The organism is Polynucleobacter difficilis, from assembly GCF_003065365.1.
GTDB classification, from domain to species: Bacteria; Pseudomonadota; Gammaproteobacteria; order Burkholderiales; family Burkholderiaceae; genus Polynucleobacter; species Polynucleobacter difficilis.
This window is the reverse complement of record NZ_CP023276.1, coordinates 1,736,007-1,762,746: the sequence shown is the minus strand read 5'-3', so window position 1 is coordinate 1,762,746 and position 26,740 is coordinate 1,736,007. Positions and strand designations below refer to the sequence as shown.

General features: G+C 46.9%; 38 protein-coding genes and 1 pseudogene. 19 read left to right on the top strand and 20 right to left on the bottom strand.

The annotated features are described in order from the left end of the window. The first annotated feature begins 107 nt into the window (after nucleotides 1-107). Complete coding sequence (locus AOC34_RS08955) at nucleotides 108-467, top strand: Rap1a/Tai family immunity protein (RefSeq protein WP_108469732.1); 360 nt, start codon at nucleotides 108-110, stop codon at nucleotides 465-467. A gap of 33 nt (nucleotides 468-500) precedes the next feature. Continuing rightward, the gene (locus tag AOC34_RS08950) at nucleotides 501-812 is read left to right on the top strand and encodes a glycine zipper domain-containing protein (RefSeq protein ID WP_108469731.1); all 312 of its coding nucleotides are present in this window, start codon (nucleotides 501-503) and stop codon (nucleotides 810-812) included. Between the two features lie 35 nt (nucleotides 813-847). Here AOC34_RS08950 and AOC34_RS08945 read toward each other — a convergent pair whose 3' ends face one another. The 3 genes from AOC34_RS08945 to AOC34_RS08935 form a co-directional block, all read right to left on the bottom strand. Next, a complete protein-coding gene (locus AOC34_RS08945; protein WP_108469730.1) occupies nucleotides 848-1,237 on the bottom strand; it encodes an OsmC family protein in 390 nt (129 codons plus the stop codon). Between the two features lie 6 nt (nucleotides 1,238-1,243). After that, entirely contained in the window at nucleotides 1,244-3,142 is a 1,899-nt protein-coding gene (gene htpG, locus AOC34_RS08940; protein WP_108469729.1) for a molecular chaperone HtpG, read from the bottom strand. Between the two features lie 137 nt (nucleotides 3,143-3,279). Further along, nucleotides 3,280-3,690, bottom strand: a complete 411-nt coding sequence (locus AOC34_RS08935; protein ID WP_108469728.1) for a rhodanese-like domain-containing protein — start codon at nucleotides 3,688-3,690, stop codon at nucleotides 3,280-3,282. Nucleotides 3,691-3,781: 91 nt separating this feature from the next. Between AOC34_RS08935 and AOC34_RS08930 the strand changes: the two genes are divergently transcribed. From AOC34_RS08930 to AOC34_RS08890, 9 genes are all read left to right on the top strand, one after another. Then, nucleotides 3,782-4,378 (top strand): chalcone isomerase family protein, encoded by a 597-nt coding sequence (locus AOC34_RS08930; RefSeq protein ID WP_108469727.1) that lies wholly within the window; start codon nucleotides 3,782-3,784, stop codon nucleotides 4,376-4,378. Continuing rightward, complete coding sequence (locus tag AOC34_RS08925) at nucleotides 4,375-4,923, top strand: DUF3833 domain-containing protein (protein WP_108469726.1); 549 nt, start codon at nucleotides 4,375-4,377, stop codon at nucleotides 4,921-4,923. Before AOC34_RS08930 ends, AOC34_RS08925 begins: the two co-directional genes overlap by 4 nt. Before the next feature lie 21 nt (nucleotides 4,924-4,944). Next, nucleotides 4,945-5,475 carry a DUF2878 domain-containing protein gene (locus AOC34_RS08920; protein WP_159074850.1) on the top strand — a complete coding sequence of 177 codons (531 nt, stop codon included), beginning with the start codon at nucleotides 4,945-4,947 and terminating at the stop codon, nucleotides 5,473-5,475. Between the two features lie 159 nt (nucleotides 5,476-5,634). Then, nucleotides 5,635-6,726: a recombinase RecA gene (recA, locus tag AOC34_RS08915; protein ID WP_199908364.1), complete on the top strand. Its 1,092-nt coding sequence runs from the start codon at nucleotides 5,635-5,637 to the stop codon at nucleotides 6,724-6,726. Continuing rightward, nucleotides 6,719-7,273 (top strand): regulatory protein RecX, encoded by a 555-nt coding sequence (locus AOC34_RS08910; RefSeq protein WP_108469723.1) that lies wholly within the window; start codon nucleotides 6,719-6,721, stop codon nucleotides 7,271-7,273. Before recA ends, AOC34_RS08910 begins: the two co-directional genes overlap by 8 nt. A 167-nt stretch (nucleotides 7,274-7,440) precedes the next feature. After that, a complete protein-coding gene (gene sucC / locus AOC34_RS08905) occupies nucleotides 7,441-8,610 on the top strand; it encodes an ADP-forming succinate--CoA ligase subunit beta (RefSeq protein WP_108469722.1) in 1,170 nt (389 codons plus the stop codon). A 14-nt stretch (nucleotides 8,611-8,624) separates the two neighbouring features. Further along, a complete protein-coding gene (gene sucD / locus AOC34_RS08900) occupies nucleotides 8,625-9,518 on the top strand; it encodes a succinate--CoA ligase subunit alpha (RefSeq protein WP_108469721.1) in 894 nt (297 codons plus the stop codon). Nucleotides 9,519-9,579: 61 nt separating this feature from the next. Continuing rightward, nucleotides 9,580-10,281, top strand: a complete 702-nt coding sequence (locus AOC34_RS08895; RefSeq protein WP_108469720.1) for a TerC family protein — start codon at nucleotides 9,580-9,582, stop codon at nucleotides 10,279-10,281. Between the two features lie 111 nt (nucleotides 10,282-10,392). Further along, complete coding sequence (locus tag AOC34_RS08890; protein WP_108469719.1) at nucleotides 10,393-10,905, top strand: pilin; 513 nt, start codon at nucleotides 10,393-10,395, stop codon at nucleotides 10,903-10,905. Nucleotides 10,906-10,978: 73 nt separating this feature from the next. On the opposite strand, the gene AOC34_RS08885 is transcribed toward AOC34_RS08890, so the two are convergent. Both AOC34_RS08885 and AOC34_RS08880 read right to left on the bottom strand, forming a co-directional pair. After that, nucleotides 10,979-11,173, bottom strand: a complete 195-nt coding sequence (locus AOC34_RS08885; RefSeq protein WP_159074849.1) for a hypothetical protein — start codon at nucleotides 11,171-11,173, stop codon at nucleotides 10,979-10,981. A gap of 44 nt (nucleotides 11,174-11,217) precedes the next feature. Further along, a pseudogene (locus tag AOC34_RS08880) lies at nucleotides 11,218-11,373 on the bottom strand (cyclic pyranopterin monophosphate synthase MoaC); the annotation flags it as partial. Between the two features lie 181 nt (nucleotides 11,374-11,554). On the opposite strand from AOC34_RS08880, the gene AOC34_RS10280 reads away from it, so the two are divergent. The 3 genes from AOC34_RS10280 to AOC34_RS08870 are packed head-to-tail and all read left to right on the top strand — an operon-like array spanning nucleotide 11,555 to nucleotide 12,380. After that, entirely contained in the window at nucleotides 11,555-11,737 is a 183-nt protein-coding gene (locus AOC34_RS10280; RefSeq protein ID WP_159074848.1) for a hypothetical protein, read from the top strand. Further along, complete coding sequence (locus tag AOC34_RS08875; RefSeq protein WP_108469717.1) at nucleotides 11,712-11,897, top strand: hypothetical protein; 186 nt, start codon at nucleotides 11,712-11,714, stop codon at nucleotides 11,895-11,897. Before AOC34_RS10280 ends, AOC34_RS08875 begins: the two co-directional genes overlap by 26 nt. 36 nt (nucleotides 11,898-11,933) lie before the next feature. Continuing rightward, the gene (locus AOC34_RS08870) at nucleotides 11,934-12,380 is read left to right on the top strand and encodes a hypothetical protein (RefSeq protein ID WP_108469716.1); all 447 of its coding nucleotides are present in this window, start codon (nucleotides 11,934-11,936) and stop codon (nucleotides 12,378-12,380) included. 35 nt (nucleotides 12,381-12,415) lie between these two features. On the opposite strand, the gene AOC34_RS08865 is transcribed toward AOC34_RS08870, so the two are convergent. From AOC34_RS08865 to AOC34_RS08855, 3 genes are all read right to left on the bottom strand, one after another. Next, nucleotides 12,416-13,288, bottom strand: a complete 873-nt coding sequence (locus tag AOC34_RS08865) for a YDG/SRA domain-containing protein (RefSeq protein WP_108469715.1) — start codon at nucleotides 13,286-13,288, stop codon at nucleotides 12,416-12,418. A gap of 15 nt (nucleotides 13,289-13,303) precedes the next feature. Next, nucleotides 13,304-13,750 (bottom strand): hypothetical protein, encoded by a 447-nt coding sequence (locus AOC34_RS10275; protein ID WP_159074847.1) that lies wholly within the window; start codon nucleotides 13,748-13,750, stop codon nucleotides 13,304-13,306. 111 nt (nucleotides 13,751-13,861) lie between these two features. Beyond that, entirely contained in the window at nucleotides 13,862-14,176 is a 315-nt protein-coding gene (locus tag AOC34_RS08855) for a Rap1a/Tai family immunity protein (RefSeq protein ID WP_108469713.1), read from the bottom strand. Between the two features lie 236 nt (nucleotides 14,177-14,412). Between AOC34_RS08855 and AOC34_RS08845 the strand changes: the two genes are divergently transcribed. From AOC34_RS08845 to AOC34_RS10270, 3 genes are all read left to right on the top strand, one after another. Continuing rightward, nucleotides 14,413-14,712 carry a hypothetical protein gene (locus AOC34_RS08845; protein ID WP_108469712.1) on the top strand — a complete coding sequence of 100 codons (300 nt, stop codon included), beginning with the start codon at nucleotides 14,413-14,415 and terminating at the stop codon, nucleotides 14,710-14,712. A 42-nt stretch (nucleotides 14,713-14,754) separates the two neighbouring features. Then, nucleotides 14,755-15,240 carry a hypothetical protein gene (locus AOC34_RS08840; protein ID WP_108469711.1) on the top strand — a complete coding sequence of 162 codons (486 nt, stop codon included), beginning with the start codon at nucleotides 14,755-14,757 and terminating at the stop codon, nucleotides 15,238-15,240. Nucleotides 15,241-15,310: 70 nt separating this feature from the next. Further along, nucleotides 15,311-15,643 (top strand): hypothetical protein, encoded by a 333-nt coding sequence (locus AOC34_RS10270; RefSeq protein WP_159074846.1) that lies wholly within the window; start codon nucleotides 15,311-15,313, stop codon nucleotides 15,641-15,643. Nucleotides 15,644-15,695: 52 nt separating this feature from the next. Here the strand turns inward: AOC34_RS10270 and AOC34_RS08835 are convergent, their stop codons facing one another. The 7 genes from AOC34_RS08835 to moaC form a co-directional block, all read right to left on the bottom strand. After that, the gene (locus tag AOC34_RS08835) at nucleotides 15,696-16,184 is read right to left on the bottom strand and encodes a hypothetical protein (protein WP_108469710.1); all 489 of its coding nucleotides are present in this window, start codon (nucleotides 16,182-16,184) and stop codon (nucleotides 15,696-15,698) included. A 515-nt stretch (nucleotides 16,185-16,699) separates the two neighbouring features. After that, nucleotides 16,700-17,980: a hypothetical protein gene (locus AOC34_RS08830; protein ID WP_108469709.1), complete on the bottom strand. Its 1,281-nt coding sequence runs from the start codon at nucleotides 17,978-17,980 to the stop codon at nucleotides 16,700-16,702. A 156-nt stretch (nucleotides 17,981-18,136) separates the two neighbouring features. Continuing rightward, nucleotides 18,137-18,487: a hypothetical protein gene (locus AOC34_RS08825; RefSeq protein ID WP_108469708.1), complete on the bottom strand. Its 351-nt coding sequence runs from the start codon at nucleotides 18,485-18,487 to the stop codon at nucleotides 18,137-18,139. 69 nt (nucleotides 18,488-18,556) lie between these two features. Then, entirely contained in the window at nucleotides 18,557-18,952 is a 396-nt protein-coding gene (locus AOC34_RS08820) for a J domain-containing protein (protein WP_159074845.1), read from the bottom strand. Next, a complete protein-coding gene (locus tag AOC34_RS08815) occupies nucleotides 18,949-19,149 on the bottom strand; it encodes a hypothetical protein (protein WP_108469706.1) in 201 nt (66 codons plus the stop codon). The genes AOC34_RS08820 and AOC34_RS08815 overlap by 4 nt, the downstream gene beginning before the upstream one ends. A gap of 50 nt (nucleotides 19,150-19,199) precedes the next feature. After that, the gene (locus AOC34_RS08810; protein WP_108469705.1) at nucleotides 19,200-20,183 is read right to left on the bottom strand and encodes a site-specific integrase; all 984 of its coding nucleotides are present in this window, start codon (nucleotides 20,181-20,183) and stop codon (nucleotides 19,200-19,202) included. Nucleotides 20,184-20,257: 74 nt separating this feature from the next. Continuing rightward, nucleotides 20,258-20,737: a cyclic pyranopterin monophosphate synthase MoaC gene (gene moaC / locus AOC34_RS08805; RefSeq protein WP_108469704.1), complete on the bottom strand. Its 480-nt coding sequence runs from the start codon at nucleotides 20,735-20,737 to the stop codon at nucleotides 20,258-20,260. 56 nt (nucleotides 20,738-20,793) lie between these two features. Here moaC and AOC34_RS08800 point away from each other — a divergent pair, with 56 nt between their 5' ends. Next, nucleotides 20,794-22,488, top strand: coding sequence for a M48 family metalloprotease (locus AOC34_RS08800; protein ID WP_108470146.1), 1,695 nt, complete (start codon nucleotides 20,794-20,796; stop codon nucleotides 22,486-22,488). Between the two features lie 15 nt (nucleotides 22,489-22,503). On the opposite strand, the gene AOC34_RS08795 is transcribed toward AOC34_RS08800, so the two are convergent. From AOC34_RS08795 to AOC34_RS08775, 5 genes are read right to left on the bottom strand one after another with little or no spacing between them, the layout of a single operon-like run. Next, a complete protein-coding gene (locus AOC34_RS08795; RefSeq protein ID WP_108469703.1) occupies nucleotides 22,504-23,121 on the bottom strand; it encodes a DUF2946 family protein in 618 nt (205 codons plus the stop codon). A 5-nt stretch (nucleotides 23,122-23,126) separates the two neighbouring features. After that, entirely contained in the window at nucleotides 23,127-23,561 is a 435-nt protein-coding gene (locus tag AOC34_RS08790; protein ID WP_108469702.1) for a YybH family protein, read from the bottom strand. 45 nt (nucleotides 23,562-23,606) lie between these two features. Next, the gene (gene waaF / locus AOC34_RS08785; RefSeq protein ID WP_108470145.1) at nucleotides 23,607-24,623 is read right to left on the bottom strand and encodes a lipopolysaccharide heptosyltransferase II; all 1,017 of its coding nucleotides are present in this window, start codon (nucleotides 24,621-24,623) and stop codon (nucleotides 23,607-23,609) included. A gap of 43 nt (nucleotides 24,624-24,666) precedes the next feature. Continuing rightward, the gene (locus AOC34_RS08780; protein WP_199908289.1) at nucleotides 24,667-24,870 is read right to left on the bottom strand and encodes a zinc-finger domain-containing protein; all 204 of its coding nucleotides are present in this window, start codon (nucleotides 24,868-24,870) and stop codon (nucleotides 24,667-24,669) included. A gap of 23 nt (nucleotides 24,871-24,893) precedes the next feature. Continuing rightward, nucleotides 24,894-25,817 (bottom strand): branched-chain amino acid transaminase, encoded by a 924-nt coding sequence (locus tag AOC34_RS08775; RefSeq protein ID WP_108469701.1) that lies wholly within the window; start codon nucleotides 25,815-25,817, stop codon nucleotides 24,894-24,896. A gap of 125 nt (nucleotides 25,818-25,942) precedes the next feature. Here AOC34_RS08775 and AOC34_RS08770 point away from each other — a divergent pair, with 125 nt between their 5' ends. Then, nucleotides 25,943-26,740 carry an AzlC family ABC transporter permease gene (locus tag AOC34_RS08770; RefSeq protein WP_108470143.1) on the top strand — a complete coding sequence of 266 codons (798 nt, stop codon included), beginning with the start codon at nucleotides 25,943-25,945 and terminating at the stop codon, nucleotides 26,738-26,740.

The window sequence follows — 26,740 nt, the reverse complement described above, 5'->3', positions numbered from 1 at the left end:
ATTATGGGGAATGGCATGGGGATTCTTGGCAATTTTTGCACCGGAATAGTGCAAGATGCGGTTTAGCTTGGTTTATGATGGAGTGATATTCACCTAAGAGAGAAGCCATGAAAAAACTGATTCCAGCTATTTTTGCTGTTTTTGCATTCTCCGGCGCTGCCCAAGCCCAAGAGAAAATTCCGGTGCTCAGCACCCAAGAGTTGGTCAACGTGTGCAAAACACCTGCCAGCCCAGAGTCGCGTAGTTTTTGCGTTGGCTATGTCACGGCAATTTATGACACCTACTTGGCAACCCGTAATCCAAAAACATCAAAGTCAAATATTTGCATTAAGCAGCCTGCACCAACCCGCGATGAGGTGATTGCAGGCTATATGCAGTGGGTTCAAGACAATCCGCCAGCAGCTAGTGGCCCTGCTTCGGGGACCTTTTTGCGTTTCTTGACCGTTCGCTTTCCCTGCGCACGTTAATCCACTCAATGCCTGTTTGAAGGAGCTCTATCCATGAAAAAAATTATTGCTATTAGTTCAGTTGTATTTCTAGCTGCAGGGTGCTCGAATATGAGTAACACAGAGCAACGCACCCTCTCCGGTGCTTCCATTGGTGCTGCGGCGGGTGCTGTGGGCACTGCGATTTTCCACGGCAATCCCATTTGGGGTGCGGTTGGCGGCGCAGCAGTGGGCGCGGCATCGGGCTATGTTTACGATGCCTATGAGAAAGAAAAGCAAGCGCAATACAACCAAGGCTATCAAGCTGGTAAAGCAGGAAAGCCGGCATCCAGTTCCAGCTCAGGATCCTCAAGCACCTCGAAGTAAGACTAGTCGCTTAGCGGCATCAAGCCCGGCTTGCGCTACGGCACAAGCTGGGTGTCAATCGCAATCGTGCCAATCAGTGCTTTGTGGACTGGGCACTTATCAGCAATATCCATTAGGCGCGCAGTTTGCTCTGCATCTAAATTACCAACGAGGGTAATCGTGCGTGTAAAGCGTTCGACCTCATCGGTGCGGCTAATGTCGACCGTCACAATCGCGTTCTCAAGCCCCCAGCTTTTGCGACCGGCATACATTTTGAGAGTCATGCCGGTGCAGCTTGCGAGGGCAGCAGCAAGGTATTCGTGGGGCGATGGGCCGCCATCACTGCCACCCTTTGAAGCGTCGATGTCGGATACGAGGTGATGTGAGCCAACGGCAATGCTTTGGTCGTATGCGCCGCTGCCAAATTGCGTTTCTACTTTTCTCATGGTGTTTTAGCCTAGTAACATTTTATTCATGCGTTTTACAAAACTGGCTGGATCACTTAAGTGACCACCCTCTGCAAGCAAAGCTTGATCAAACAGCAAATTAGCCCACTCGTCAAATGCAGCATCATCGTACTTGATCTTTAACACCAAGGGATGTTCAGGGTTGATTTCTAAAATGGGTTTGGTGCTGGGCGCTTCTTGGCCGGCTGCTTTGAGCATGCGCAATAGATTGCCCGAGAGTTCGTTTTCATCAGCAACGAGGCAGGCCGGTGAATCGGTTAAGCGGAAGGTCACGCGCACATCTTTTGCTTTATCACTTAAAGCTGCCTTCATTTTTTCCAGTAGATCTTTAAATTCTTTTTCGGTCGACTCTTGTTCTTTCTTTTCTGCTTCGTCGGCGAGCTGGCCTAGATCCAGCCCTCCCTTGGCAACCGAGGTCAGTTTTTTGCCTTCAAACTCGGGCATAAAGGACAACATCCACTCGTCCACTCGGTCCGAGAGCAACAAGACTTCGACGCCTTTTTTGCGGAAGATCTCGAGGTGCGGACTGTTTTTGGCGGCATTGAACGTTTCGCCGGTAACGTAAAAAATCGCGTCTTGGCCTTCTTTCATGCGCCCGATGTAATCCGACAGTGACGTTGTTTGTTCGGCGGTATCGCTATGGGTGCTGGCAAAGCGCAAGAGCTTCGCTAGGCGCTCCTGATTGCCTTGGTCCTCGCCAATGCCCTCCTTCAGTACCTGGCCAAATTCAGTCCAGAAAGTACGGTACTTTTCTAGCTTAGCGGTATCTTCGCTGTTCGCTAATTCTTCCAGCATGCTGAGTACGCGCTTGGTTGAACTCTCACGAATGACCTTAACGTCGCGTGATTCTTGCAGAATTTCGCGCGAGACATTGAGTGGTAAGTCGGTCGAGTCAATCACGCCGGTCACAAAACGCAGGTAGGTTGGCATCAATTGTTCGGCATCATCCATGATGAAAACCCGTTTGACATACAGCTGGATGCCACCGCGCTTATTGCGATCCCATAAATCAAATGGTGCATGTGCTGGTACGTACAGCAGTTGTGTAAATTCACTGCGGCCCTCTACGCGGTTATGCGAATAGCACAAGGGGCCTTCATAGTCGTGCGAGAGGTGTTTATAAAACTCGGTGTATTGCTCTTCACTGACTTCGGATTTGGAGCGAGACCATAAAGCGCTCGCTTGATTGATGGCCTCAAATTCTTCTTTGAGTACCTGCTCTTTTTTCTCCTCATCCCATTCTTCCTTGCGCATCTGAATTGGCAAGGAAATGTGATCGGAGTATTTGCGAATGATGGACTTGAGCTGATAGGACGACAGGAAGTCATCTTCACCTTCGCGTAGATGCAAGATGATGGAGGTTCCACGCTCAGGCCGGTTAATGGATTCGACGGTGAATTCGCCAGAGCCATCTGACTCCCAACGAATGCCGTCGCTGGCGGGTAGTCCAGCCCTGCGGGTTTCAACGGTAATGCGGTCGGCAACAATGAATGCAGAGTAAAAGCCAACACCAAACTGACCAATCAGGGCGGCGTCTTTTTGTTGATCGCCCGAGAGTTTAGAGAAAAATTCTTTGGTACCGGATTTAGCAATCGTACCCAGATTGCTAATCACTTCATCGCGGCTCATGCCAATGCCATTATCGGAAATGGTGAGGGTGCGCGCCGCCTTATCTAATTCAATTTGAATTGCTAAGTCTGGATTGGATTCATACCAATCGGGGTGGGTCATGGCTTCAAAGCGTAATTTATCCGCTGCATCCGATGCATTGGAGATGAGCTCACGCAAGAAAATTTCCTTGTTGGAATACAAGGAATGAATCATGAGTTGCAGTAATTGCTTTACTTCGGCTTGAAAGCCCAAGGTTTCTTTTGTCGTAGTCATTATGAATAACCTCTTTCGAACTAGGGAAGATTAAATGGACACCCTAAGATAAGAGGGCATTGTAGGGAATTTCAAGGGGACTTTTCCATACGAAAACAGCCCAAGTGGGTGGGCTGTTTAATGGGGTGGAGTGGTTCTTAGGCTGGGTGGGACTTGCTTGGCTTTTGGGCAATGGGGAGTTCAGCTTTTTTCCAGGCTGAAAAGCCGCCTGCTACATGGCATACGTTTGGAACGCCCATGCGGCCGAGTACTTCTGCTGCCAGGGCGGAACGCCATGCGGATCCGCAATACAACAGTAAGCGCTTGCCAGAGCCCAGCTCGGGCTTGTAATAGGGGCTATCTGGATCAACCCAAAATTCGAGCATGCCGCGTGGCGCATGAAATGCGTTGGGAATCATGCCTTCGCGCTCCAGTTCACGTACATCGCGTATATCCACAAAGAGGGTGTCCGGATCGTCAAGTAGGGCTTTTGCTTGCTCTAATTCGAGGGTTTCAATTTTGCTCATCGCATCAGCGATTAATTCTTTGTAGCCTAATTTGAGTGCCATTGCGTGCTTTCGTTCGTCAGTGCATCGGGCTTTATGCCGAAATGCGGATGAGCTATTGTAAGCAGAATCCGTAAAATTTCGATATGCTTGAATGATGAACCAATTCAATACCATCTCTGTATTGCCGCGCATGGCGACTTTCCTCTGTGGGATGATCGTTTTGCTGATTTCGTTGGCCGCAAATGGCCCCGCGCACGCTAAAGAGTCACTCGATCCCTATGTGAAGGGTTTGCAGTTGCAGGGCCAAGGTCGCATGACATTTTGGGGCTTTGATGTCTACGACGCACGTCTTTATGTCGGCGATCAGCGGGGTCAAACTGGCTTTGCTTTGGACCTCAATTACTTGCGCTCACTCAAGGGGTCCGATATTACGAAGCGCACCATCGACGAAATGCAACGCCTCGGTGTTAGCGAAGCCAACCGCAATACATGGGGAAAGAAACTGGATGGGATTTTTCCCGATGTGGTCTCGGGTAGTTCGTTGACTGCGATTCATGTCCCCGGGCGCGGCACGGTCTTTTTGCACAACGGCAAGTCGGTCGGTGAAATTGCTGGCGATGATTTTGCCAGGGCATTTTTTTCCATTTGGCTTGATCCCAAAACCGCCGCTCCTAAGTTGAGAACAGCCTTGATTGGCCAAGCGTGCGCCCCTTTAATTATTGCCCCAACGTGTGAGCCCTCCCGATGAAATCCCTATTCCGTCCCGCTTTACTTTGCCTGGCTACCCTTTTGATCTTGGGCGGCTGCTCTTCTCCTCAGGTGTCGATGTACGCCAAAGAGAAGCCCACGCTCGATCTCACAAGTTATTTCAATGGCACGATTGACGCCTATGGCATCTTTACCAATCGCAGCAATGAGGTGGTGAAGCGCTTTAAGGTGGTTATGAAAGCCAGCTGGGTGGTCAAAGACGGTAAGCGTGTTGGCACGCTAGACGAAGACTTTTTCTATTCAGACGGCACAACCCAAAAACGCATTTGGACCTTGACCGAAACAGCGCCAGGTGTGTTTACCGGAACCGCAGACGATGTCGTTGGTTCGGCTACTGGTCTGATGGCAGGCAATGCATTGAACTGGAAATACACCTTGGCCTTGCCAGTCGACGGCACCGTTTATAACGTCCAATTCGATGACTGGATGTATTTGATGGACGATAAGGTCATGATCAATCGCGCGCAAATGAGCAAGTTTGGTATTTACTTGGGCGAAGTTACCTTGGCTTTTTATAAGCGCTAAGCAGATCTGCTGAGTCACGCTGTGCGTAAATTGATTAACTTTGTTTTGTTCCAGCTCGGGTGGTTTGCCTGCATTTTGGGCGCGGCCCATGGCTATGTCACGCTAGCGGTCCTTTTTTGTGCGGCGATTGCAACCTTTCATCTGTGGCAATCCAGCGACCGCATCCAGGAGGGCGTGTTACTTCTCAAAATAGGCCTCTTCGGAATTGGCGCCGATACCCTGCTATTGCATACCGGCAGCCTGGTTTTTGAGTCAAAAGGGCTCTTACCGGCCTTATCACCCATTTGGATGTGGTCTCTGTGGGTCATTCTGGGGTGCACCCTCAACGAGTCGATGTCCTGGCTGAAGGGACGTTTTCTCTTGGCCTCGATCTTGGGCGCGATTACAGGCCCCTTATCCTACTTGGCTGGGGTTAAATTAGGTGCCGCACAATGGGGTGATGAAACGCAAGCCCTTGTTTTGCTTGGAATAATTTGGGCTATTGCCATGCCATTGCTGTTTTGGTGGTCAGGAAAAGTGCCTGCCAACAGGCCGCTGACATCCATCCAGTAAGCAAGAAAGTAAGCCAAAATAAACAGCGCTTGCAATAAGTACTGTTTTTATATACAGTAGATCCCAGATTGATACAGACAGCAGAGCAGTAGTGCAAAGAGGCGGGTTGTACCCCCAATTTAAGGCAAAAGACAAAAAGGCGGAGAGCAAAAGATGGCAATGGACGATAAGAAAAAATCAGCATCATCAGAATTTGACGGCATGAGTGGCGATAAGCAAAAAGCCTTATCAGCGGCGCTGGCGCAAATTGAAAAGCAGTTCGGCAAGGGCTCCATCATGCGCTTGGGCGATGCTGAAATTAACCAAGACATTCAGGTGGTATCGAGCGGATCCTTGGGTCTTGATATTGCCCTTGGAGTCGGCGGCCTTGCGCGCGGTCGTGTGATTGAAATTTACGGTCCAGAGTCGTCTGGAAAAACCACATTGACATTGCATGCGATTGCCGAAATGCAAAAGATTGGCGGCACCTGTGCATTTATCGATGCAGAGCATGCGCTCGATGTGCAATACGCATCACGCCTGGGTGTGGATGTGAACAACTTGCTGATTTCTCAGCCAGACACTGGTGAGCAGGCGCTCGAAATTGCAGACGCCTTAGTGCGTTCGGGTTCGATTGATTTAATCGTTATTGACTCGGTAGCAGCCTTAGTTCCGCGCGCCGAAATCGAAGGCGATATGGGCGATTCATTGCCTGGCCTGCAAGCGCGTTTGATGAGCCAAGCCTTGCGCAAATTAACGGGAACAATCAAGCGCACCAATTCCATGGTGATCTTTATTAACCAGATTCGCATGAAGATTGGTGTGATGTTTGGTTCCCCTGAAACAACCACAGGTGGTAATGCATTGAAGTTCTATGCCACCATGCGTTTAGACATTCGCCGTATTGGTAGCATCAAAAAGGGTGATGAGGTAGTTGGCAACGAAACCCGCGTTAAGGTTGTTAAGAACAAGGTTTCACCGCCTTTCCGCGAAGCCATTTTTGACATCATGTACGGCGCAGGAATTTCACGTGAGGGTGAAATAATCGATATGGGTGTCGAAGCCGATATCGTAGAGAAGTCTGGTTCTTGGTATAGCTATAACGGCGACCGCATTGGTCAAGGTAAAGATAATGTTCGCGATTTTCTGAAAGAGAATCCTGAAATTGCGAAAGACATCGAAGCCAAGATTCGTGCCAAGCTGGGCGTTAAAGCAGGTCTTGCAATCACAGATGCAGTAGACGATACGGAGATTGAATCGGCTGATGCCTGATTCAGTAAGTCCTAAAAAACAAAGCCCGAGTCTCAAAGCTCGGGCTTTGCGCCTTTTATCGCAGCGCGAGCACAGCCGTGCCGAATTGGTAAAAAAGCTAGGCGATTACTTAAGCCTGAAAGCCAAAGCAGATCGCGCTCATAACGCGCAGGATCAGGATCAAGAGCGCAGTCAAACAGATGCACCAGCGCTATCGCATGAAGTCCAAATTACCGCGGTATTGGATGACTTTGAGAAGCGGGGTTGGTTATCCGATGCCCGCTTTGCGGAAGCGTTAGTGCGACGGCGCAGTGAGCGCTATGGGATGCGCAAAATAAAGGACGAATTGCAGCGGGCCGGTGTCGCAAGTGAAGCATCAGCAGTGCTGTTAGATGGACTCAAAAATACTGAATTTGAGCGAGCAAAAGAGTTGTTTGAACGGAAATTCGATGGGATTGCCGATGACCAGAAAATCCGGGCTAGGCAATACCGTTTTTTGGTCTCCAAAGGCTTTAACCCCGAAATCGTCGCTAAGGTCATTGGCGGGCGCCAAAAAGGGGCTGAATAGCGCCAAAAATGGCAAATGACGCACTGCAAAATGATAGACTTACACACGTTTGCCAATAACCTAATTTTTTTAAGTTGACTGCGGTCAAATCAGCAAAATCAGGGTGAAGGGCAAAATAGGTCCTAATTAACCATTGGCTGCACCCACAGACAGTTTCCGGAGTAACGATGAAAATTCACGAGTATCAGGGTAAGGCGCTGCTGCGCCAATTTAATGTGCCAGTTCCGAACGGCATTCCAGCGCATAGCGTCGAAGAAGCAATGGACGCGGCTGCAAAACTGGGTGGCCCAGTGTGGGTGGTTAAGGCGCAGATTCATGCGGGCGGTCGCGGTAAGGGCGGCGGCGTCAAGTTAGCCAAGAGCATGGATGAGGTTAAAAAATACGCCAGCGAAATTATGGGTATGCAGCTCAAAACTCATCAAACCGGACCCGAAGGACAAAAAGTCCGCCGACTCCTGATTGAAGATGGTGCTGACATTAAAAAAGAGTATTACTTCAGTATCGTCACCGACCGTGGCTCACAGAAAAACGTCATCATGGCCTCCAGCGAAGGCGGCATGGATATTGAGGAAGTGGCAGAGCACTCGCCCGAAAAAATCATCAAGGTATTTGTGGATCCATTGCTTGGATTAACCGATGCCCAGTGCGACACCATTGCCCATGGCATTGGCGTGCCTGAGGGATCCGTGGCTAAAGCACGCGAGGTCTTTAAGAACTTATACAAGACCTATTGGGAAACCGATGCGTCTTTAGTGGAAATTAATCCGCTGATTTTGGAAGGCAACGGCAACATTAAAGCCTTGGATGCCAAATTTAACTTTGATCCGAATGCCTTGTTCCGTCATCCTGAAATTGTGGCGTATCGCGATGAAGATGAAGAGGACCCTGCTGAAATTGAAGCGTCGAAATTTGATTTAGCCTACATCTCTCTGGACGGCAATATCGGTTGCCTCGTGAATGGTGCCGGACTTGCCATGGCCACCATGGATACGATTAAGTTGTTTGGCGGACAGCCTGCCAACTTCCTCGACGTCGGTGGCGGCGCTACGGCAGAAAAAGTAACGGAAGCATTTAAGATCATGCTCAAAAATAAGAGCGTGGAAGCCATTTTGGTCAATATCTTTGGCGGCATTATGCGCTGCGATGTTATTGCCGAAGGCGTGGTGACTGCCTGTAAGGCAGTGAATTTATCTGTGCCACTGGTTGTGCGCATGAAGGGTACGAACGAAGATTTAGGCAAAAAGATTTTGGCTGAATCCGGCTTACCGATCATCAGCGCCGACTCCATGGCAGAAGCAGCAACCAAAGTGGTTGCGGCGGCTAAAAAACAGAAATAATCAAGGAAATCACCATGTCAATTTTGATTAACAAAAATACAAAAGTAATTACGCAAGGCATTACCGGTAAGACCGGGCAGTTTCATACTGAGAAATGCCAAGAGTACGCAAACGGAAAGAATTGTTTCGTAGCAGGCGTCAATCCTAAAAAAGCAGGCGAGTCGATTTTTAACATTCCCATTTTCGGAACGGTAAAAGAAGCTGCCCAGCAAACTGGTGCAACGGCATCGGTTATCTACGTGCCACCTCCAGGCGCCGCCGCTGCGATTTGGGAAGCGGTTGAGGCCGATTTGGATTTTGTGATCTGCATTACCGAAGGCATTCCGGTGCGCGATATGCTGGAAGTACGCAACAAGATGGCACAAAAAGAAGCCAAGGGCGGCAAGAAAACATTGTTGCTCGGCCCGAATTGCCCCGGCATCATCACCCCCGATGAAATCAAGATCGGCATCATGCCAGGCCACATTCATAAAAAAGGCCGCATTGGCGTTGTCAGCCGTTCAGGCACCTTGACCTACGAAGCCGTTGGTCAATTGAGTGCGATTGGTTTAGGTCAGTCGACTGCAGTCGGTATCGGCGGCGACCCAATCAATGGTCTGAAGCACATCGATATCATGCGCATGTTCAATGACGATCCTGAAACCGATGCCGTCATCATGATTGGTGAAATCGGTGGACCAGACGAGGCAGAAGCAGCCCTCTGGTGCAAAGACAATATGAAAAAACCCATCGTTGGCTTTATTGCTGGCGTAACAGCACCTCCTGGAAAGCGCATGGGTCATGCTGGTGCTTTGATTTCGGGTGGCGCGGATACCGCGGATGCCAAATTGGCAGTAATGGAAGAGTGCGGCTTTAAGGTTACGCGCAATCCATCGGAGATGGCTAGCTTATTAAAGGCAATGATTTAGTTTTAGGCAGTTGTTTTACCCGTAGTAGTTGTTCAACATACAATAATTATTAGAGGATGACATGGAATTTCTTGCAATGTTAGATTGGTCTGTCGTTTTGCAGATCATTTTGATTGATATTTTGCTGGGTGGTGACAATGCGGTGATCATTGCATTAGCCTGCCGTAACTTACACCCCAACCAACGTCGCGCAGGTATTTTATGGGGCACAGCCGGTGCGATTGCTTTGCGCATTGTCTTAACGATATTTGCGGTGACGCTCTTGCAAATTCCGTATCTGAAGGTAGTAGGCGCTTTACTGCTGCTGTGGATTGGTTACAAGCTCTTGGCGGATGCCGGCGGTCACGACGAAAACGACTTAGAGGCACCAGATAAGTTATTTGCAGCGGTAAAAACGATCATCGTTGCTGACTTGGTCATGAGTCTTGATAACGTCTTAGCGATTGCAGGTGCCGCAGGACAAGTGGACGACCAAGCCCATCAATTTGGCTATATCGTCTTTGGCTTAATCGTTTCGGTACCGATCATTATTGCTGGTAGCCGCCTCGTGTTATTCCTGATCGATCGTTTCCCTATCATTGTGACGGCAGGCGCTGGATTGCTTGGCTGGATTGCAGGCGGTATGCTGATGACCGACCCAGGCATGATCAAGCACTTTGGCGAGGGCATTCAGGACTACGGCTTAATCTCTGGCATTATTGGCGCGCTGGGCGTCATGATTGTTGGCGAGATTGCGAAGCGTAAAGCCAGTAAGGCCCATTAAGAATCAGTAAAGTCGTACACTTAATCAGAGCAATCTGATGCGGTCAGTCCCCTAGTCAGTGGGCTCTTTGATAGATCATTGAGCTCCATTCACTAGGGGATTTTTATTGATATGACACTACACAACGAGAACGCTATCAGCAACACAGAGAAAAACGGATTTACCCTGATCGAGGTGATGGTGGTTGTCGCCATTATCGGAATTTTGGTGGCCGTTGCAGTTCCACAGTACCAAGACTACATTGCGCGCAGTCGCGTAATTGAGGGCATGAATTTATCTTCCAGCGCAAAACTCGCTGTAACTGAAGCATTTGCTAGTCGGGGCGTAGCGCCCATGAGTGATGCAACCCAAGGAGCCTTTAGTTTTGCGCCAACGCGTAGCGTCAAGGACATCGAAATTTTGCAATCCGGTGCAATTGCGATTGATTTTCAGGGAACGGTTGCGCCAGAAGGAAGCAATAGCCTGGTTCTAATTCCAACGAACTCCCCAGATGCAACTATGCCGGTACCACTGGATCTATCGAAACCAGAAGGCGCAACGTGGTCAGGGGGCTGGTCCTGTCGCTCGGCGATGAGCAATTTACCGCAGCCTTTACTGCCATCCGAATGCCGTACTTCGAAGTAATTTAGTTTGGACTGGCGGCTTATTCCCAAAAAGGATTAGCCGCCACTTCACTTATAAGTACGCACACTCCAAATTACTTGCGTCGTTTCTTCCACGAATAATCGATTCCATCGGGGCACTTTCCATCCGTAACCCCAGTGGCGCCAAATACACCGACTACCTCTTTGCCATCAAATTTAATGGTAACAAATTCACCTAACTCTTTAGCAAAAGCCATGGCTTCATCTAAGGAGTTGAATTCGTGCGTATCGAGATTGTGTTTAACCACTACCAATGGGGGCTTTTACTGAAGTTAGAGGCTTTATGGAAAGACTACTTCGCCGCTACCCACGTACCACTCTTCCCGCCACTCTTCTCCAAGAGCTTCACATCCCCCATCACCATGCCACGGTCTACCGCTTTGCACATATCGTAGATTGTGAGAAGGGCGACTTGGACTGCGGTGAGGGCTTCCATTTCAACGCCGGTAACTTCAATCTTGACCAAATCTTTGGGTTTATTTGGACAACATTTGGACAGAATATATCCTAAAACCATTTGCTTGTGTCGTAAATTTAAAGCTATTCAAATGGGCAGGGGGGCTATCAGGCGAATAAGTAAGATAAATTGCTGTAGGCACTTAGGCACACGAAAAGCTAGAATTGAACCCATGGACAACCTCGAATACGCTGGAAGAGTAAGCGCTCAAAAGCTGACAACTAATGAACAAGATAATAAAGCTGCTCAAGCCCAATACCGCCAAGAAATACTTGCTAACGCATTAAGACGGGCTACTTCAAATAAGCCTGATACCGTGGAGTTGACCCGTGAGCGATTCCCCGAAGAAAGCTAAACCGACACTAAAGTCCTTAATCGAGGATTTTCAGCTTCAAACAGGAAAAGACCTAATTAAGAGAATCAAGGCGAAAGAGCAGGAACTTGAGGTATTTAAGCAATCGGTCGAGTTTGAAGAAAGAAACAGAAAATTGAAAAATTCAAGAATCATTGATTAGCAATTTCTGACACTAGCAATACATTAAAATAAGAATATGAATTTCAAAAAAGGATTACTACGTCTGTGGTTAGTTAGCTTGCCTATTGTATTTGGCTGGAGCTATTTTTCAGAAGCAAAGCAGGCAAATGCAGTGGCTATGACTTGGTACGGATTCCATCAAGATGCAATTAGAGAGCTAAATAATCCAATCTGTCGGGAAATCGCAAACAAAAGCCCAAAAAAATTCCCAGAATTGGCTTATCCGAATCCTTGTAGCCAATTATCAATCTTTTGGGAGGACTTATTAGAGTTAAGGAAACCAAATCAAGCAATTAGCAAAGAAGATATTAATACTCTCTTTGAAAAAAATTGGGGAAGCTACGGGTCTAAGCAAGGTCTCATCTATGGCTCTATAGCATTAGTTGCATATCAACTAATCTTAATCGTCTTAGCAGTGATATTTTTTGTGGCTAGATGGGTTTTTAGAGGTTTTAAAAAATAATATCGAAATTTACTTACCTTTAGTAACCAGGTAATTTAGTTAAACATTAACCTATGGTAGCGGATATGCTCAATGGAGATTTCATGCTCCCCATGCTTAATCAGATTTCCCTCAATCCCTACTAGAGATAAGTCGTCATTAATAAAATAAACGCCCTTATCAAGCATTAAGTGATGGTTGGGACAGAGGCATAGTAAGTTGTCTGGACGGTCTGGACCGTTATGGGGTTTCCCAACGGGCTTAATATGAGCAGCTTCTGCATACGGACCTGCATTTGTATGGATTTCAATTGAACATACTTGGCATTTGTAGTTATAGAGCCTCTTAATCTCTTTTCCTAGCTTTGAGTCTCTAATGATTCGCTGAGAAGTTGCTGTAGCCCTTTTCGGGCTGTCACTTCCTGCCGACAAAGAAATTAAATCAAGCTCTTTGGTTAGCTTATTTGGTGGCAGTGATGAATCGAGTTTAACTAGCTTAAATCGATACACAAGGAATCCAGCTTTTCCTATCTCGTGCCAGTGGCTATCAACCAAATAAAGACCATCGTACCTATATCCAGTCTCAGGGGCGTAGGGATTCTTTTTGTCCGCCCCACGAATTACTCGAACTGGTAAGCCATCAATTTCGCTTTTGGCTAATGCTAAATTTCCTCGAACTAATTGTTGGTCCGCAATTTGGCGACCTTTATCATCTTGCCCACCTTCGCCCGTATAGATGATTACATCACCCGAGTCGGAATCGTCCTCATAGCCCCCGGAAATAACGACTGAATCTGCTCCGTCATCCTTCGAGCCTGATATACCTGCTTGAAGTGGTTTATGAACGCCAGTGGCAGCCGCTTCTTTTCTTGTTGTAAAAGTAGTGCCGACCGTGATTCCTTGAGTTTCACCAAAGATTCGACTGGACATAATTTTTTAGCATATTTAGAATTTTTTAACGTTGGGATTTATTTTTTCACAGAAACCGAAACCGCTAGAAGATAAATAGCTATTGCCCGACTGAAATACGTCGCTATATGTAATGGAGCCAGCATTTCTGTCAATGATGATGCCAACTTCTAAGGTATCACCTGTATTGCGGTTTATAGTCTTTTGCCTTACATCCCATTTAGACGCATTTGAAAAATTTGTAGCAGATATTAAATTATCTATTTTGATTGTTGATGCACTAGCTAACAAATTAGAATCTGGAATAATGGAAACATTTCCATCTTTATATGCCGTAACTTCGACTCTAGTTTTAATTTTTTGTGATGCTTCGTTTCTGTTACTATTTTTTTTATAAGCAACATCACAAAGTAGATTTATTTCTTGATAAGCGTATGCTGTTTTGAAAATGAATAAAAAAGGGATTAATAAAAGTAATTTCATTTCTTAGGCATCCTTCCACAAGCATTTAGGCATTCTTAGAGTATTTTGTAAGGGCTATATTTTTGTTTGGTTGTAATAAATCGCGCTTGGAGCATAGTAGGGGCTAGTAATTCACCTCTTCTTACAAGGAAAATCTATTGAAATTGCAGAAACAGTAATGCTGTCTGCGGACTTGTGCAGTTGAGCAGGATTTTCATTCATATACTTTATAACTAAATCAGACATTTGCCCCAGTGTTACCTTGCTTGGGAGGCAAAAAAGAATGTTATCACCTATGTCAATTACAGCCGAAACGTATCCATGGCATATCCCCCTGTTATACGAGCCAGTTGGTTTATTGCACTGCTCTTTAAGTTCATTCCCTGTATAGAATCCAGCCTGCACAAAAGACGGGATAAGCAAAGTAACAAATAAAATCTTTTTCATTTCTTAGGCATCCTTCCGCCAGCATTTAGGCATTCTTTTAGAGTCTTGTAGGGGGTGTAATTCTTTGTTTGGTTGTAATAGGTCGTGTTTGGGGCATGACAGATGCCAGATTTACTCATCTTTACTGGCTCTGATTGAGCCTGAACCCCAGCACCTAAAAAAGTTGATAAAACTGCTGCAATTAGTATGGATTTCATAACTAAAGAGTAGCACAATGAAGTTTTAGGGAGTTCAAAATGAAACGATTTCTTTTAATTGCTTTCTGCCTTATTTCTACAAGCGCTTTTGCCCAGCAAAGCCTCAATTTCAACAATTCACCCATGAATTTTGAGAACTCACCCATGAATTTCAACAATTCTCCGATGAATTTCAATAACTCACCGATGAACTTCAATAACTCGCCGATGAACTTCAATAGCACAAATGGGGTTTACGATAATCAAGGAAATAGGCAGGGTTACCAAGTTCAAGCGCCTTCTGGGGTCGTTAATTATTTTGATAACAAAGGTAATAGGATTGGGTATGCGCCAAAGTGAGCTTGTCAAAAATATCCTAATTAAGCAAAACTAGGTCAATCTATGCTGAAACTTTGTTTTTCGCTTATTTTAATTTGCCTCTCACCCCTTGTATTTGGTCAGAAGATTGCTGGAGAAATGAATCCGCTTAGTAGTATTGTTTCCTCGCCTGACTATCAAACTGACAGAACAAGAGTTAGTTACGCTATGAAGAGATGCTCCGCTCTTTATACGGTAACAGGATTAGTAATGATGGAAAAAATGGGTGAATCAAAACTTGGTAAGGAAATGACTGAGTTAGGCGCTATATATGCGGATGGCTCAATGCAGCTTGATATGGCAATTCAAAAGTCTAGAAATCCAAAAGTAAATATGACTATCGAGGATTGGCAAAAAACCACGATAGACATGATTAATAGAATTTCAAATATTTATATTACTGATATGAAGAATAGCTCTGATAGAACAGGTGACTTTTTCTCAAGCGCCTACAAATCAGATATGAATATATGTAAAGACCTTAGTAAATATACAAAAGCTAATAAATGACCCCTATGAACACATCAGCTATTAGCGTCCTTAACAGCTAATGTAATCTTTTTTTTATTTGGCAACTGTTATGAGTGAACTTTTAAAACTTGGGCTAATTGCTGTAGTTATTTACTATGCCGCATCTTTTCTTTTTGGAAATGAGTCAGGCTGCGAAAAATATGCATCTAAATTTTCTTGTAGCTATGTCGAGAATAAGGCTACTTATGATGTTTACTACTGGAGAAATGTCTCCGATGGGAATGCTGCAGACGAGAGACTAATTGGCTCTGTTACTGGATTGGCAAATTGTAGAAATATGGCAATTTCTCATGCATCAGCAATCAATGAGCGCTGGAATGAGCGTTCATACATTTGTATGCTTAAAAAGGATGGTCGCAATATAGAAAAGCACAGACTATAAATTAATCGTAGCTTGAGCATGTATCTACTTTTTCACGCAAAAAATAAGTCTATCAATGAAATGAAGCCTGATAACGTTTAATTGCCTCTTCCAAGCAAGACTGATAAAGCGCACCCCTTACTATCATTTGATTTGCTCTGTATGCGGTAAGAACTCCAAAAATCAACGATACAAAGTTTTTAGCATCTTGTGTTGCCTCTTCGTCCTTGAGGACATCTTCAATATATCCATCTGCATCAAGGTAATATTCAGCAGGCTTTGGCAGCCCTACTTTTTTGAAAGAAGCTAAAAGGTCGACTACAGCCTCTTCTTTGCCTTTCCATCTATAAAGTACATAAAGAATTAAAGAATTTTTCAGTGCAAGGGCAATTTCTAACAGGCTAAGAATAATTAACCCTAATAATGCCTCTCCGAGCTGAGATGAGGTGTCGTAACTACTTTGAAATATCTTTAGAACTAAGTAGATAACGACATACTCTAAGATAAGCCGTACAGCATAGTTAGTCCAAAAATTTTGCTTTTTTTGACGTTCAAACTGCATAGGAAGACCTTTTTATATTAATTCTAATAAGTATTATTTCTTAATTTATTCATTTCTTAGGCATCCTTCCGCCAGCACTAAGATACTCTACAAGAGTCTTATAAGGCGCTCAGTATTTAAAAAATACTATCTACATCTAACAACGATTCCGGCACGCTGGGGGTCAAATTGACCATTTGCGTTTTCGTAGTAGCCTTTAGATGCTAAACATGCAGTAAAGGCTGAGCAAGTTGGCATGACCGTTGAATTTGCACCACCGCCATACTGATTAACAAAGGCAGAGCTTTGCCTTGCTGAGGTCTCTTGCACGCATTGATATCGTGCATTTGCAAAGTCTTGAAATGTACCCGGACCCGAGTATCTGGGTGCCGCACATGCGGTAAGGGTTGCGATTATGCAAAGAGACAGAAATTTCATCTTAATTTCCCGTTGATAGAGATAAAAGTTTAATTGAGTTATAAATTTTAAAGTTTATGCAATCCTATCAAATAATAAATCTAAAAATAATCCAGTAGTCAGTTTTTATTGCGATTTTCATTCACCACTTCTGTCCAAAAAGTCTGCATTGCTCCCCAAACCTGCTGTTCGTGATACCACTTGCAAGCATAACTGTCATGTACCGATATTAGTGGCGTATTGGTATCAATAGCCCAGCGAAACATTTTTAAACCAATCTCACCCTCTAACAGCTGCATCCTTGCTCCAGTGTCGTTGTAAAAAACTTCCTGCGACTCTAACCATGAATATTCTTTATAAAAAGCACTCAGCAAACTTCGGTATAAATCGGCTGTTAATTCATCTCTATTCGATTGGAATAAAGATTTGATTTGACCGCCTTTTTGACCAATATTTTTACAACCAAGAACCCTTGTAATAAAACCCTTTGCTTGCTGCCTAGTAGCTCCTGTAGCTTCGGTAATCAAATCGTATGGGTCATCAGGCATTTGCTCTCCCAAAAGGGCTGCAGAGAGCCTTAAATGGTTTGCTGAGAAGTCTGGTTCCGCCATTCGCTCACCATCTAACAATGTATTTTCTCTGATTGGTAGGCGACGATTGACGATGGTTTGAAATGAGTTATTTAATCTGCCTCCACGATGAAGGTTCTGACTAAAGCTACGAGTGGTTGCTCCTTTTTTTGCCCACCAATGCTCTTGCATAAACTGGTTATATTCCTTCAGTAATGCTTCATTTTCGGCATAAAGTTCTAATTTGGGTATTGAGCCATCTGGAAAGTCATTAAATACGTGGTAGCTTTCTAATGCCATCTCTGACTGGAATTCATAAAGACAGCCAGCAAAGTACTCCATTAGCCTTGGAGTAGCAAAGAATTGACTACATTTACTTAGTGATGGGTCTCCCCAGTGCTTGTAGCCAGCCCTTCCTAAAGTGGCATAGCCTTCAGCGATGAGGACATCCATAATGCGCTTGACTCGTCTACGACTAAAGCCTAATTTACCTAGTCTTTCATCAGACTTGTAATGGACATCTCTGATTGATAGGGCTAACCATTCTTGCTTATAAACACAGGCTACTAAAGCAAATAAAATATGCCTTAAATTCTGCCTAAAAAGGTCTCTGTGAGCCTTTTCCTCAGACTTGCAGACCAAGGGTAGTAGCTCATCTAAAAGCCTGCCTATCTGGCTCTTACGCAGCCCTACGTCACTTACTTTATACAGCTGTATTGCGGTTGAATCGTCATTATGAGGAAGCTCCTGATTGAGGAGCTGAGCAGTCAAAAGACGACTGTTTTCTTCCTCTAAAAGAGCTATTTTCTCTGGTTTAGTAGGGGTGTACACGCTAGAGCTTAGTTACCTTAATGATTGTATTTAAATGATGACTTTAGTTCCTATAGAAACCAATAACCATAAGGGTTTATCTTCACCTTAGTGACTTTAAATCTATCTTAATTAAGTGTTTCTACATTGTTACTTGAGAGGATACTTCCTTGTCTCTCATGCCTGTTCTATTTCGCTACGCAGATTGTGTTTACCAATGAAGTCCAGCATGTCTCCAGTGAGCCTGTTAAGGCTTCTGAGGTACTTAGTGGCTTCATCTAGACTTCCATGCCTATCGTGCAACCATACCTCCATCTCTGTATCGAAATACTTTGCATGCAGTTCCAGCCAATAAGTCTTGTTCTCATAGACCTTTGCATCCAATGTTATGTACGAATGGATGTCTGGCTGAAAGGTAGATTGCTTTAAATGCTCTAGAACAGGATTTAAAGGTGGCTCTTTAGGCACTGGGACGCAATTCTCTGTCTCTAAGGCTTCAAGCTGCGACATTACTGATGTTTCCTGCATGGCAATCTCCTCGGGTCTGGTCTAAATATCAATAACAGACTCTGTGCAACGAAGTCAATAGGAGCAGATTTAATTCTTTATGACAGTTACGTAGATATAGTAAAAACCTGCTGCCCATATTGCTAGGCAAAAGATGATGGTAAGTAGGCGAGATTCCTTAGACTCTGATTCATGCTGCACATAGACTGGAGCTGATTGCTTGGGTTTAGGGGTAGAGGCAGCCTTCATTTTTGCTTCCGATTCACTTTTCCCAAGTAGCTCTTGGTCATACTTTTGCTTACTAACTGGGTTACCAATAACTGAGTAGGCTTTATTAATATCACTCATTAGTTTGGTACTAGATGCAGCTGTCTCTGATTGGGACTTGTCAGGATGGTACTTTTGAGCCAAAGCCTTATATGCCGCTTTAATTACCACCTCGTCAGCATCTTTGCTAACCCCTAAGATTGAGTAATAGTCTTTCATTTCCTTCGCTTCTTCCACGAGTAGTCAACACCATCAGGGCATTTACCCTCTACAACTCCAGCAGCACCGAATATGCCTACTACCTGTTTACCATCAAATTCAATAGTTACAAACTCACCAATAGCCTTTGCCCATTCCATGGTTTGGTCAAGGGTCTCAAATTCGTGTGTTTCTGTATTGTGTTTTACGGTAATCAATTCAGGCTTTTATTAAGTGGTTAATATTTAATAATTAGACTCTGACAATCTTATGCCAGTTTTCTGGCAATATCTTCCGCTCTTGGGTGGTAGTAGCGTTTCAGCATAGCAATGCTGCGATGTCCCGATACCGCAGACAGTTCGATTAGATTGGGTAGCTTTTCTGCAAGTCGTGTAATCGCTGTGTGTCGTAAATCGTGAATTCTTAAATTATTTAAGCTAGCTCTTTCTCTAGCCCGTTTAAAGGTATTCTCAAGCGCTGCAAAGTTAATTGGTAGCACCCTTCCATCAATGCTTATGGGAAGCACTTGTAGCGCCTCCATAGCTCGTATAGATAGGGGTACGGTACGTGAATCACCATTTTTGGTTAATTGTAGGAAAGCGGTTCGTTTGGAGTAATCAATATTGTCCCAGCGAAGGCTTAACAGCTCGCCTCTGCGCATGGCTGTCTCTAGCGCCAGAATGATGAATGGTCTTGTGTAAATATTGCGGTTTGCTTTTGGTTCACATGCCTGAAGTAACTTCACTTCTTCTTCATGGCTCAAAATGCGATTTCTTCCTTGCGGTGATGGCGGTTTTCTAACCAGCAGCACGGGATTGGCGATATTGATGTCCCACTCTCGTCTAGCGTGATTGATGATGGAGGAGAAGTACGCTAGCTCCCGTATAACAGTTCCTGTGCTGACCTCTTGAAGTCGTTCATCACGGTACTTGGATATTCGGCTACTGTTCAACAGCAGAACATTTACCCTAGCAATCGGTTTTCTAAGAATGGCTTTAAGACGGATGGTATCTTCCTTAGCACCTCGCATCAGAGGTGTTACTTCCCTAAGGTAACGCTCAATGAGTTCTCCAAAAGTGGTCTTTTGAGCTTGATGGTTATTTTGATAAGTACCTTTGTCCCACTCAACCTCGATGCTCCTTGCCCACCTCTCGGCATCTTCTTTTGTCTGGAAGGTTTTAACTAGGGACTGTTCTCCCTTGCGAGAGACTCGTGCCTGCCACTTATTACTTCTGAATCGGATTGATGCCATTTCTTATCCCTCATTTGGACAAGATTTGGACAAGACTCAAAGTTACATGCTCTAGATGCTACTTAGGTTAGTGTTTACTTCGCTGCTACCCACGTACCACTCTTCCCGCCACTCTTCTCCAAGAGCTTCACATCCCCCATCACCATGCCACGGTCTACCGCTTTGCACATATCGTAGATTGTGAGAAGGGCGACTTGGACTGCGGTGAGGGCTTCCATTTCAACGCCGGTAGGACCAGTAGTTTCTGCTTGGACTTGGCAGCAAATACTATGACTAGCGCGATCGAGTTCAAATTGCAGGCTGACGTGACTCAGCGCCAATGGATGGCACAAGGGAATGAGATCCGAGGTCTTTTTGGATGCCTGAATGCCGGCAATGCGGGCGATGCCTAAAACATCCCCTTTTTTGTGGTTACCTGCCTCCACTAAGTCAAAGGTGGCTGGTAGCATCCGAATGCTGCCTGTAGCAATGGCTATCCGGTGTGTATTGGGCTTCTCGCCAACATTGACCATGTGTGCTTGGCCAGAGGAATCAAAATGAGTCAATGGGTTCATGAAATAGGTTTTACCATAGAGGGATGGGGATCGTAAAACTAGCTTATTTTAAGTGGATGCAAAAGCCGGTGCTATTGGGTATCGGCCGGAAATGCTTGGCCCTGCACTTGATTTTTGCAATGGGTTTTGCGGGCGCCCAAACACCCCTGCCCAAGGCGCCAGGCTCTGAGGTGGTGGTTGAGGGCAATTCCGCGGCACTGCAAAATCTGGGGCGAGCGGTTCAGTCGCAAGAGGCGCAGTCACCGTTTCTGCCCAATAAAAATACCGTACGTACCCAGCCTAATTTAGTTTTGCCCGATATGGGTGATCCAGGCGGTGATGCGTTAAGTCCGGTGGATGAGCGTCGCATCGGTGAGCGTATCATGCGGGAGATCCGCGCCGATCCGGATTATTCCAATGATTTGCCAATCTATGATTTTCTAAATCAAATGGATCGCCGCCTACTGCATGCTGCAAAACGATTGCAGTTGGGCGGAGCCAATGCCTTGGGTAGCGCTCAATACAACTTTGAAGTTTTTGCGGTTAAAGAGCCGAGCATCAATGCGTTTGCGTTGCCCGGTGGCTTTATTGGCTTTCATACGGGGCTTTTGGTTGCGGCCGAAACGGAGTCCGAGGTTGCCTCCGTTATGGGCCACGAAATCGGCCACGTACTGCAGCGTCACATTGCACGCTCCATGGACAAGCAGGCTATGAACACCATGATTGCCATCGCCGGCATGGTGTTGGGGGCTTTGGCTGCATCCAGCAACCCATCCGCAGCGGTGGGTTTAATGCGCGGCGGTCAGGCTTTATCGGTTCAGAATCAATTGGCCTACTCACGGGATGCAGAGCGTGAAGCGGATCGCATTGGCTTTTTGATTTTGGAAGGCAGTGGTTACGACGTCAACGGCATGCCTGCTTTTTTTCAGCGCTTACAAAAAGCCACCAGCATTATGGACAGTGGCGTACCAGCTTATGTTCGAACTCATCCCCTCACCATTGATCGCATCGCTGACATGCAAGACCGGGTGCGCATGGTGAATGCCAAGATTGTTCCCAGTTCATTGGAGTTTTATTTAATTAAAGCGCGCGCTCGCCTCGATCAGCAAAAGGGCTCTAGCGGCTTATTTGATGCCCGTAATATCTTTGAGAGTTTTAGCAAGCAAGCCTCCCCTATCAAACAGATGGAGGGATTCTATGGACTTGCTTTGGTTGCGCAGCGCCAAGGCAAAGTGGATATCGCTGAAGGCTATTTGCAAAAAACCCGGCAGATGATACAGGCTGCAGCAGCTCCGGGGTCACCTTTACTGCGGCAGAGTGTATCGCTGGATACCACGGCATCGGAATTGGCTTTAGCCAAAGGTAAATCCCAAGAGGCGCTGCAGATTGCACACGCGACATTGCGCGCCTACCCAGAATCATTTGCCGCAGCAGTGGCGATGATTCATGCCGAGCTCAAGCTCGGCAAAACCGACGAAGCCATCAGCTGGCTTCGAAGCCGGGCCAAGCAGCAGCCCAATGAAACCATTTGGTGGACATTATTAGCAGACGCCTATAACCAGAGCAATAACGTGCCCTTGCGGCATTACGCCATGGGCGAAAAGTTTGCCTTAACTGGCGCATGGCCTTCTGCAATTGAGCAAATGCGAATTGCACGGGCGGCTGGCGGCAACAATTATTACCAAGGCTCGACGATCGATGCGCGCTTAAGAGAGTTTCAGAGAATGTACCTAGAAGAGCAGCGCGAGGACGCCAAAAGCAGAGGCGGCTAGGCTCGCATCACGTACTTAAGGCTGTGGGCGGGTTTGAAACTCAAATCGCCTTGCTAGTTCAGCGGCGGTAATAGGTTCCAGTGCCAGATCACGGCCTTGCCACTGCCAGCTTCCTTCTAATGCGCATGCGGTGTTGCCAAGTGATGCAAGTCCTGAAAACAGTTCGATGTCATGGTCATGTAGCAACGCAATACTCAGGCGTTCTATTTCACAAAACTGATTTGCGGCAGACCAAATGGTTTGGGTGAGCATTCCTTCAATCAAGATATGGCCTGCTTCATCCATGAAGGCAGCAGTCGGCGTCAGCAGGCTTTCGGATTGCGTCTGAAATTGCCAAGGATGTTCTGCATTGCCGGTGGGCATCATGCGTACTACCCAGGGCGTTGCATCGAGATTAACGTAGACGCGCTGCGGCCCATTCTGAAAAAAATACCGACCCTCGGCATCGCTGGCGTAATTACGGGCAATGAAGGCATTGAGTGCTGCGTGCTTAATGACATCGCCTGGTAATCCATGGGCTTGAGCGTAGTCGTCGCGCATGCGCCAAGCACCGCGCCGATCAAGTGCTAGCCAGCCAAAGCAATGCGGTACATTTGGCCACTTGACTAAGGACTGGGCAATGCCTTGATCCATTGCGTTTAATGCAAGCCGTGCTGGGTGATGGGTGCGCTTGAGCTGACATCAGTGGAATGGCTGGCATGCAGGTGAGCGATACGCCACCCTTGACTGTCTTGCAACACCACCAAGGTGATATTCAAAAAGAAAGCCGACTCAACTTGATCGGCACGTAAATGAACGGCCTCAGTAGTGTCGTAGATTGCTGTGCCTAAGGTTGAATGTGAGATGCATGCAATCGGCTCTAAAAATAGAGCTTGGTTGGCGAGCAAGCGCTCTAAGCCCCCACGAATTTCGGCGTGACCACTTAGGCGCTGACCTTCGGGTAGCACGCAGGTAATAGAGTCATCGTCTAGCCACAATGCCAGGGCAGCAGTAACGTCTCGCTGCTTGAGTGCCTCTCGCCATGCATCCACCACTTCATCGGCATTGTGAAAGAGTCTGGCAAGGTTGGGCATGACTGAATTCCTTTGCGATGAAGAAGTAAAGCAGTGCGATAAGGCTTACTGAAGTGCAGCAAATACGCGTTCGGGACTAATCTGATTTAAACAGTTTAAATGGCCGAGCGGGCACTCGCGTTGATGGCAGGGACTACACGGCAAATGCAATGAGATGACAGTGGCTTTTGCAGAATTGGGTGGGGTATGGTTCGGATCACTAGAGCCAAATACTGCTAGCTGCGGAATGTGCAGTGCTGCAGCAATGTGCATCAAACCGGAATCATTACTCACCACCTTGCTGCACAGGCTAATAATGGCAATGGCCTCATCCAGCGATGTGGCTCCGCACCAGTTGAATATACGACCCTGAGAAGCTACCGAAGAAAGAATTGCATCGCCAACGGCGCGATCCGATGGGCTGCCTAATAAAACTACCGAAGCTGTAGGCTTGGCGTTCAGAATCGACTGCGCAAGCGCCGCAAAGTGCGCAGCAGGCCAGCGTTTGCTGGGGCCGTATTCTGCGCCGGGGCAGAGTACGACGAGTGCATCCGTTTGAATGCCGGCCACCTGTAATCGCGTGCGCACAGCCTCCAATGCAGATGCAGTTGGGCTTAATTGCGGTGCACGTATCGCCGCATCTACATTGCGAGATGGCACACACAAATTGGCGTAGTGCTCCACCATGGGGATGCGCTGTGTTTTTGGTGAGTTGGCTTTGGTCTCGGTTAGCAAGAAGTGACGCAGTTCACCTTGATAGCCAATACGCACAGGAATGTTAGCCAGCCAAGGAATGAGGGCGGACTTCAAGCTATTTGGCAGAATATAGCAGCTGGCGTAGTCGCGCTTTTTAACCTGAGCAGCGAGTGCGCGCCGCAGACCCCACTGCAATTTGCCATGTCGAAGATCGGCTTCAATTAATTCAGTGGCTTCACTGCAGGCTCGGTAAACCGGTGCCACCCAGGGGGTGGCTAAGACATCGATTACTGCATCGGGATGGGAGGCTTTGATGGCCGCCAGCAGAGGCTGTGACATCACTGCATCGCCAATCCAGTTCGGGGCGATGATAAGAATGCGATGCATTTGCAGATCCCCGCCTCGGCTCATGGATGCGGGGATGGGGTGATTAATGACCGTGGGGTTCCGTACCGGGAATCAAGTGGTACTCGGTGCCGCAGTACGGACACTTTGCTTGGCCGGTGTGGATGATGTCTAAAAAAACACGGGGGTGTAAATTCCAGCTGGGCGTATCGCTGGTTGGGCAATGCAAAGGTAAATCAGCGCCATTGACCATGACGGAGGTCTGCGCTGCGGTGTCTGCTTGACTCATGACGGATCCTTTCGTGTACTGTCTTACTTGACTGGGGTGAGCCAATCGCTGTAACGGTCATTTTTGCCGTACACCGTATCAAAAAACACATCTTGAATTTGCTTGGTAATGGGGCCTTTTTTGCCATCGCCAATCATGCGGTCATCGAGCTCGCGAATCGGCGTTACTTCGGCTGCAGTACCAGTGAAGAAGGCTTCATCGGCAGTGTAGACTTCATCGCGGGTTAGGCGCTTTTCACGCACTTCAAATCCCAAGTCTTTGGCAATTTGAATAATCGAGTCGCGCGTAATGCCATCGAGGCACGATGCTAAATCTGGCGTGTAGACAATGCCGTTGCGCACCATGAAGAGATTCTCGCCAGAACCTTCGGATACATAGCCTTCGGTATCGAGCAATAAGGCTTCGTCGTAGCCGTTGGCAGTGACTTCTTGGTTGGCCAGAATCGAATTAATGTAATAGCCCGATGCCTTGGCGCGCACTAAGGAGGAATTAACAAAGTGCCGTGTGAAAGAGGATGTCTTTACCCGAATACCTTTATTGAGTCCATCTTCACCCAGGTAAGCGCCCCATAACCAAGCTGCAATCACAGTATGAATGGTGTTGCCTTTGGGGGAGATGCCGAGTTTTTCGGAGCCAATGTAAATCAAGGGGCGGATGTAGCATGACCCCAATTGGTTGGCATTGACAACATCAATGATCGCTTGACGGATTTGGGCTTCGGTATAAGGCAGTGTGATCTGGAAAATTTTGGTGCCATTGAGTAAGCGCTTGACGTGCTCATTCAGACGAAAGATCGCAGTGCCTTTGGGTGTCTTGTACGCCCGAATGCCCTCGAATACGCCCATGCCGTAATGCAAGCTATGCGTGAGCACATGGGTTGTTGCTTCGCGCCATGGAATGAGTTTTCCATCGGACCAAATAAAACCATCGCGGTCGGACATCGACATGTTTTCTACCTTTTGCGTTGAATTAATCGGAGCCTTGTGCCCTGCAATCGACTTGCAAAACCAAGCTGCCTAACATGGGCTTTATTGTAGAGCAGGCGGTAGCGCTTCCTATAATGGGGGTTCCGATGCCTAAGCACCCTAAAGCCCCCCTCATTCTGTGCCATTTGCCGTATTTTGCTTGGCCGCATGATGAGCGGCTGGCCTTTCAGGTCGGTCTTCGTACCATGTCAAAGTCCGTGGTGACGATTTTTACGTGGGCCTTAGTGACCGGTTTGGCCATGGGGAAATCCACCTTGACCCTCTGGCAGGCTGTCAGCATGAGCCTCTTGGTTTTTGCAGGTACAGCGCAGTTGGCCGCATTGCCCCTGATTGCGCTGGGTTTGCCAGTCTGGACGATCTTAATCACGGCCTTTGTCGTCAATTTGCGCTTTGTCATCTTCAGCATCGGGATGCAGGCACACTTTTACTCCTTGCCGCTGTGGCGCAGAGCCACTCTAGGCTATTTCACGGCCGATTTTGGCTATTTGATGTACACCTCGAGGTACCCAGAAGCCCATCCGCCCGAGGAAAGTCCAGCTACTCGTCGATCCCGCATCGCCTTTATGTATGGACTAACCTGCGGTAACTGGAGTATTTGGCAGATGGGCTCTCTTTTGGGTATTGCCCTAGCTGGGCAAATTCCACAAAGCTGGGGGCTGGAGTTTGCCGGCACGCTTGCCTTAATTGCGATTATTGTGCCGATGCTGGACCGCGCTGCAGCACGCTGGGCTGCTGGCGTTGCGGCCCTGGTTGCCGTTCTCAGCATGGGTTTGCCCTTTAAGCTCAATATTGTTCTGGCGATTGTTGCGGCTATTGTGGTGGGCATTGTTAGCGATCGCCGACCCAAAGACCCCCTAACCAAGCCAGTTAGTGCGGGAGATTAG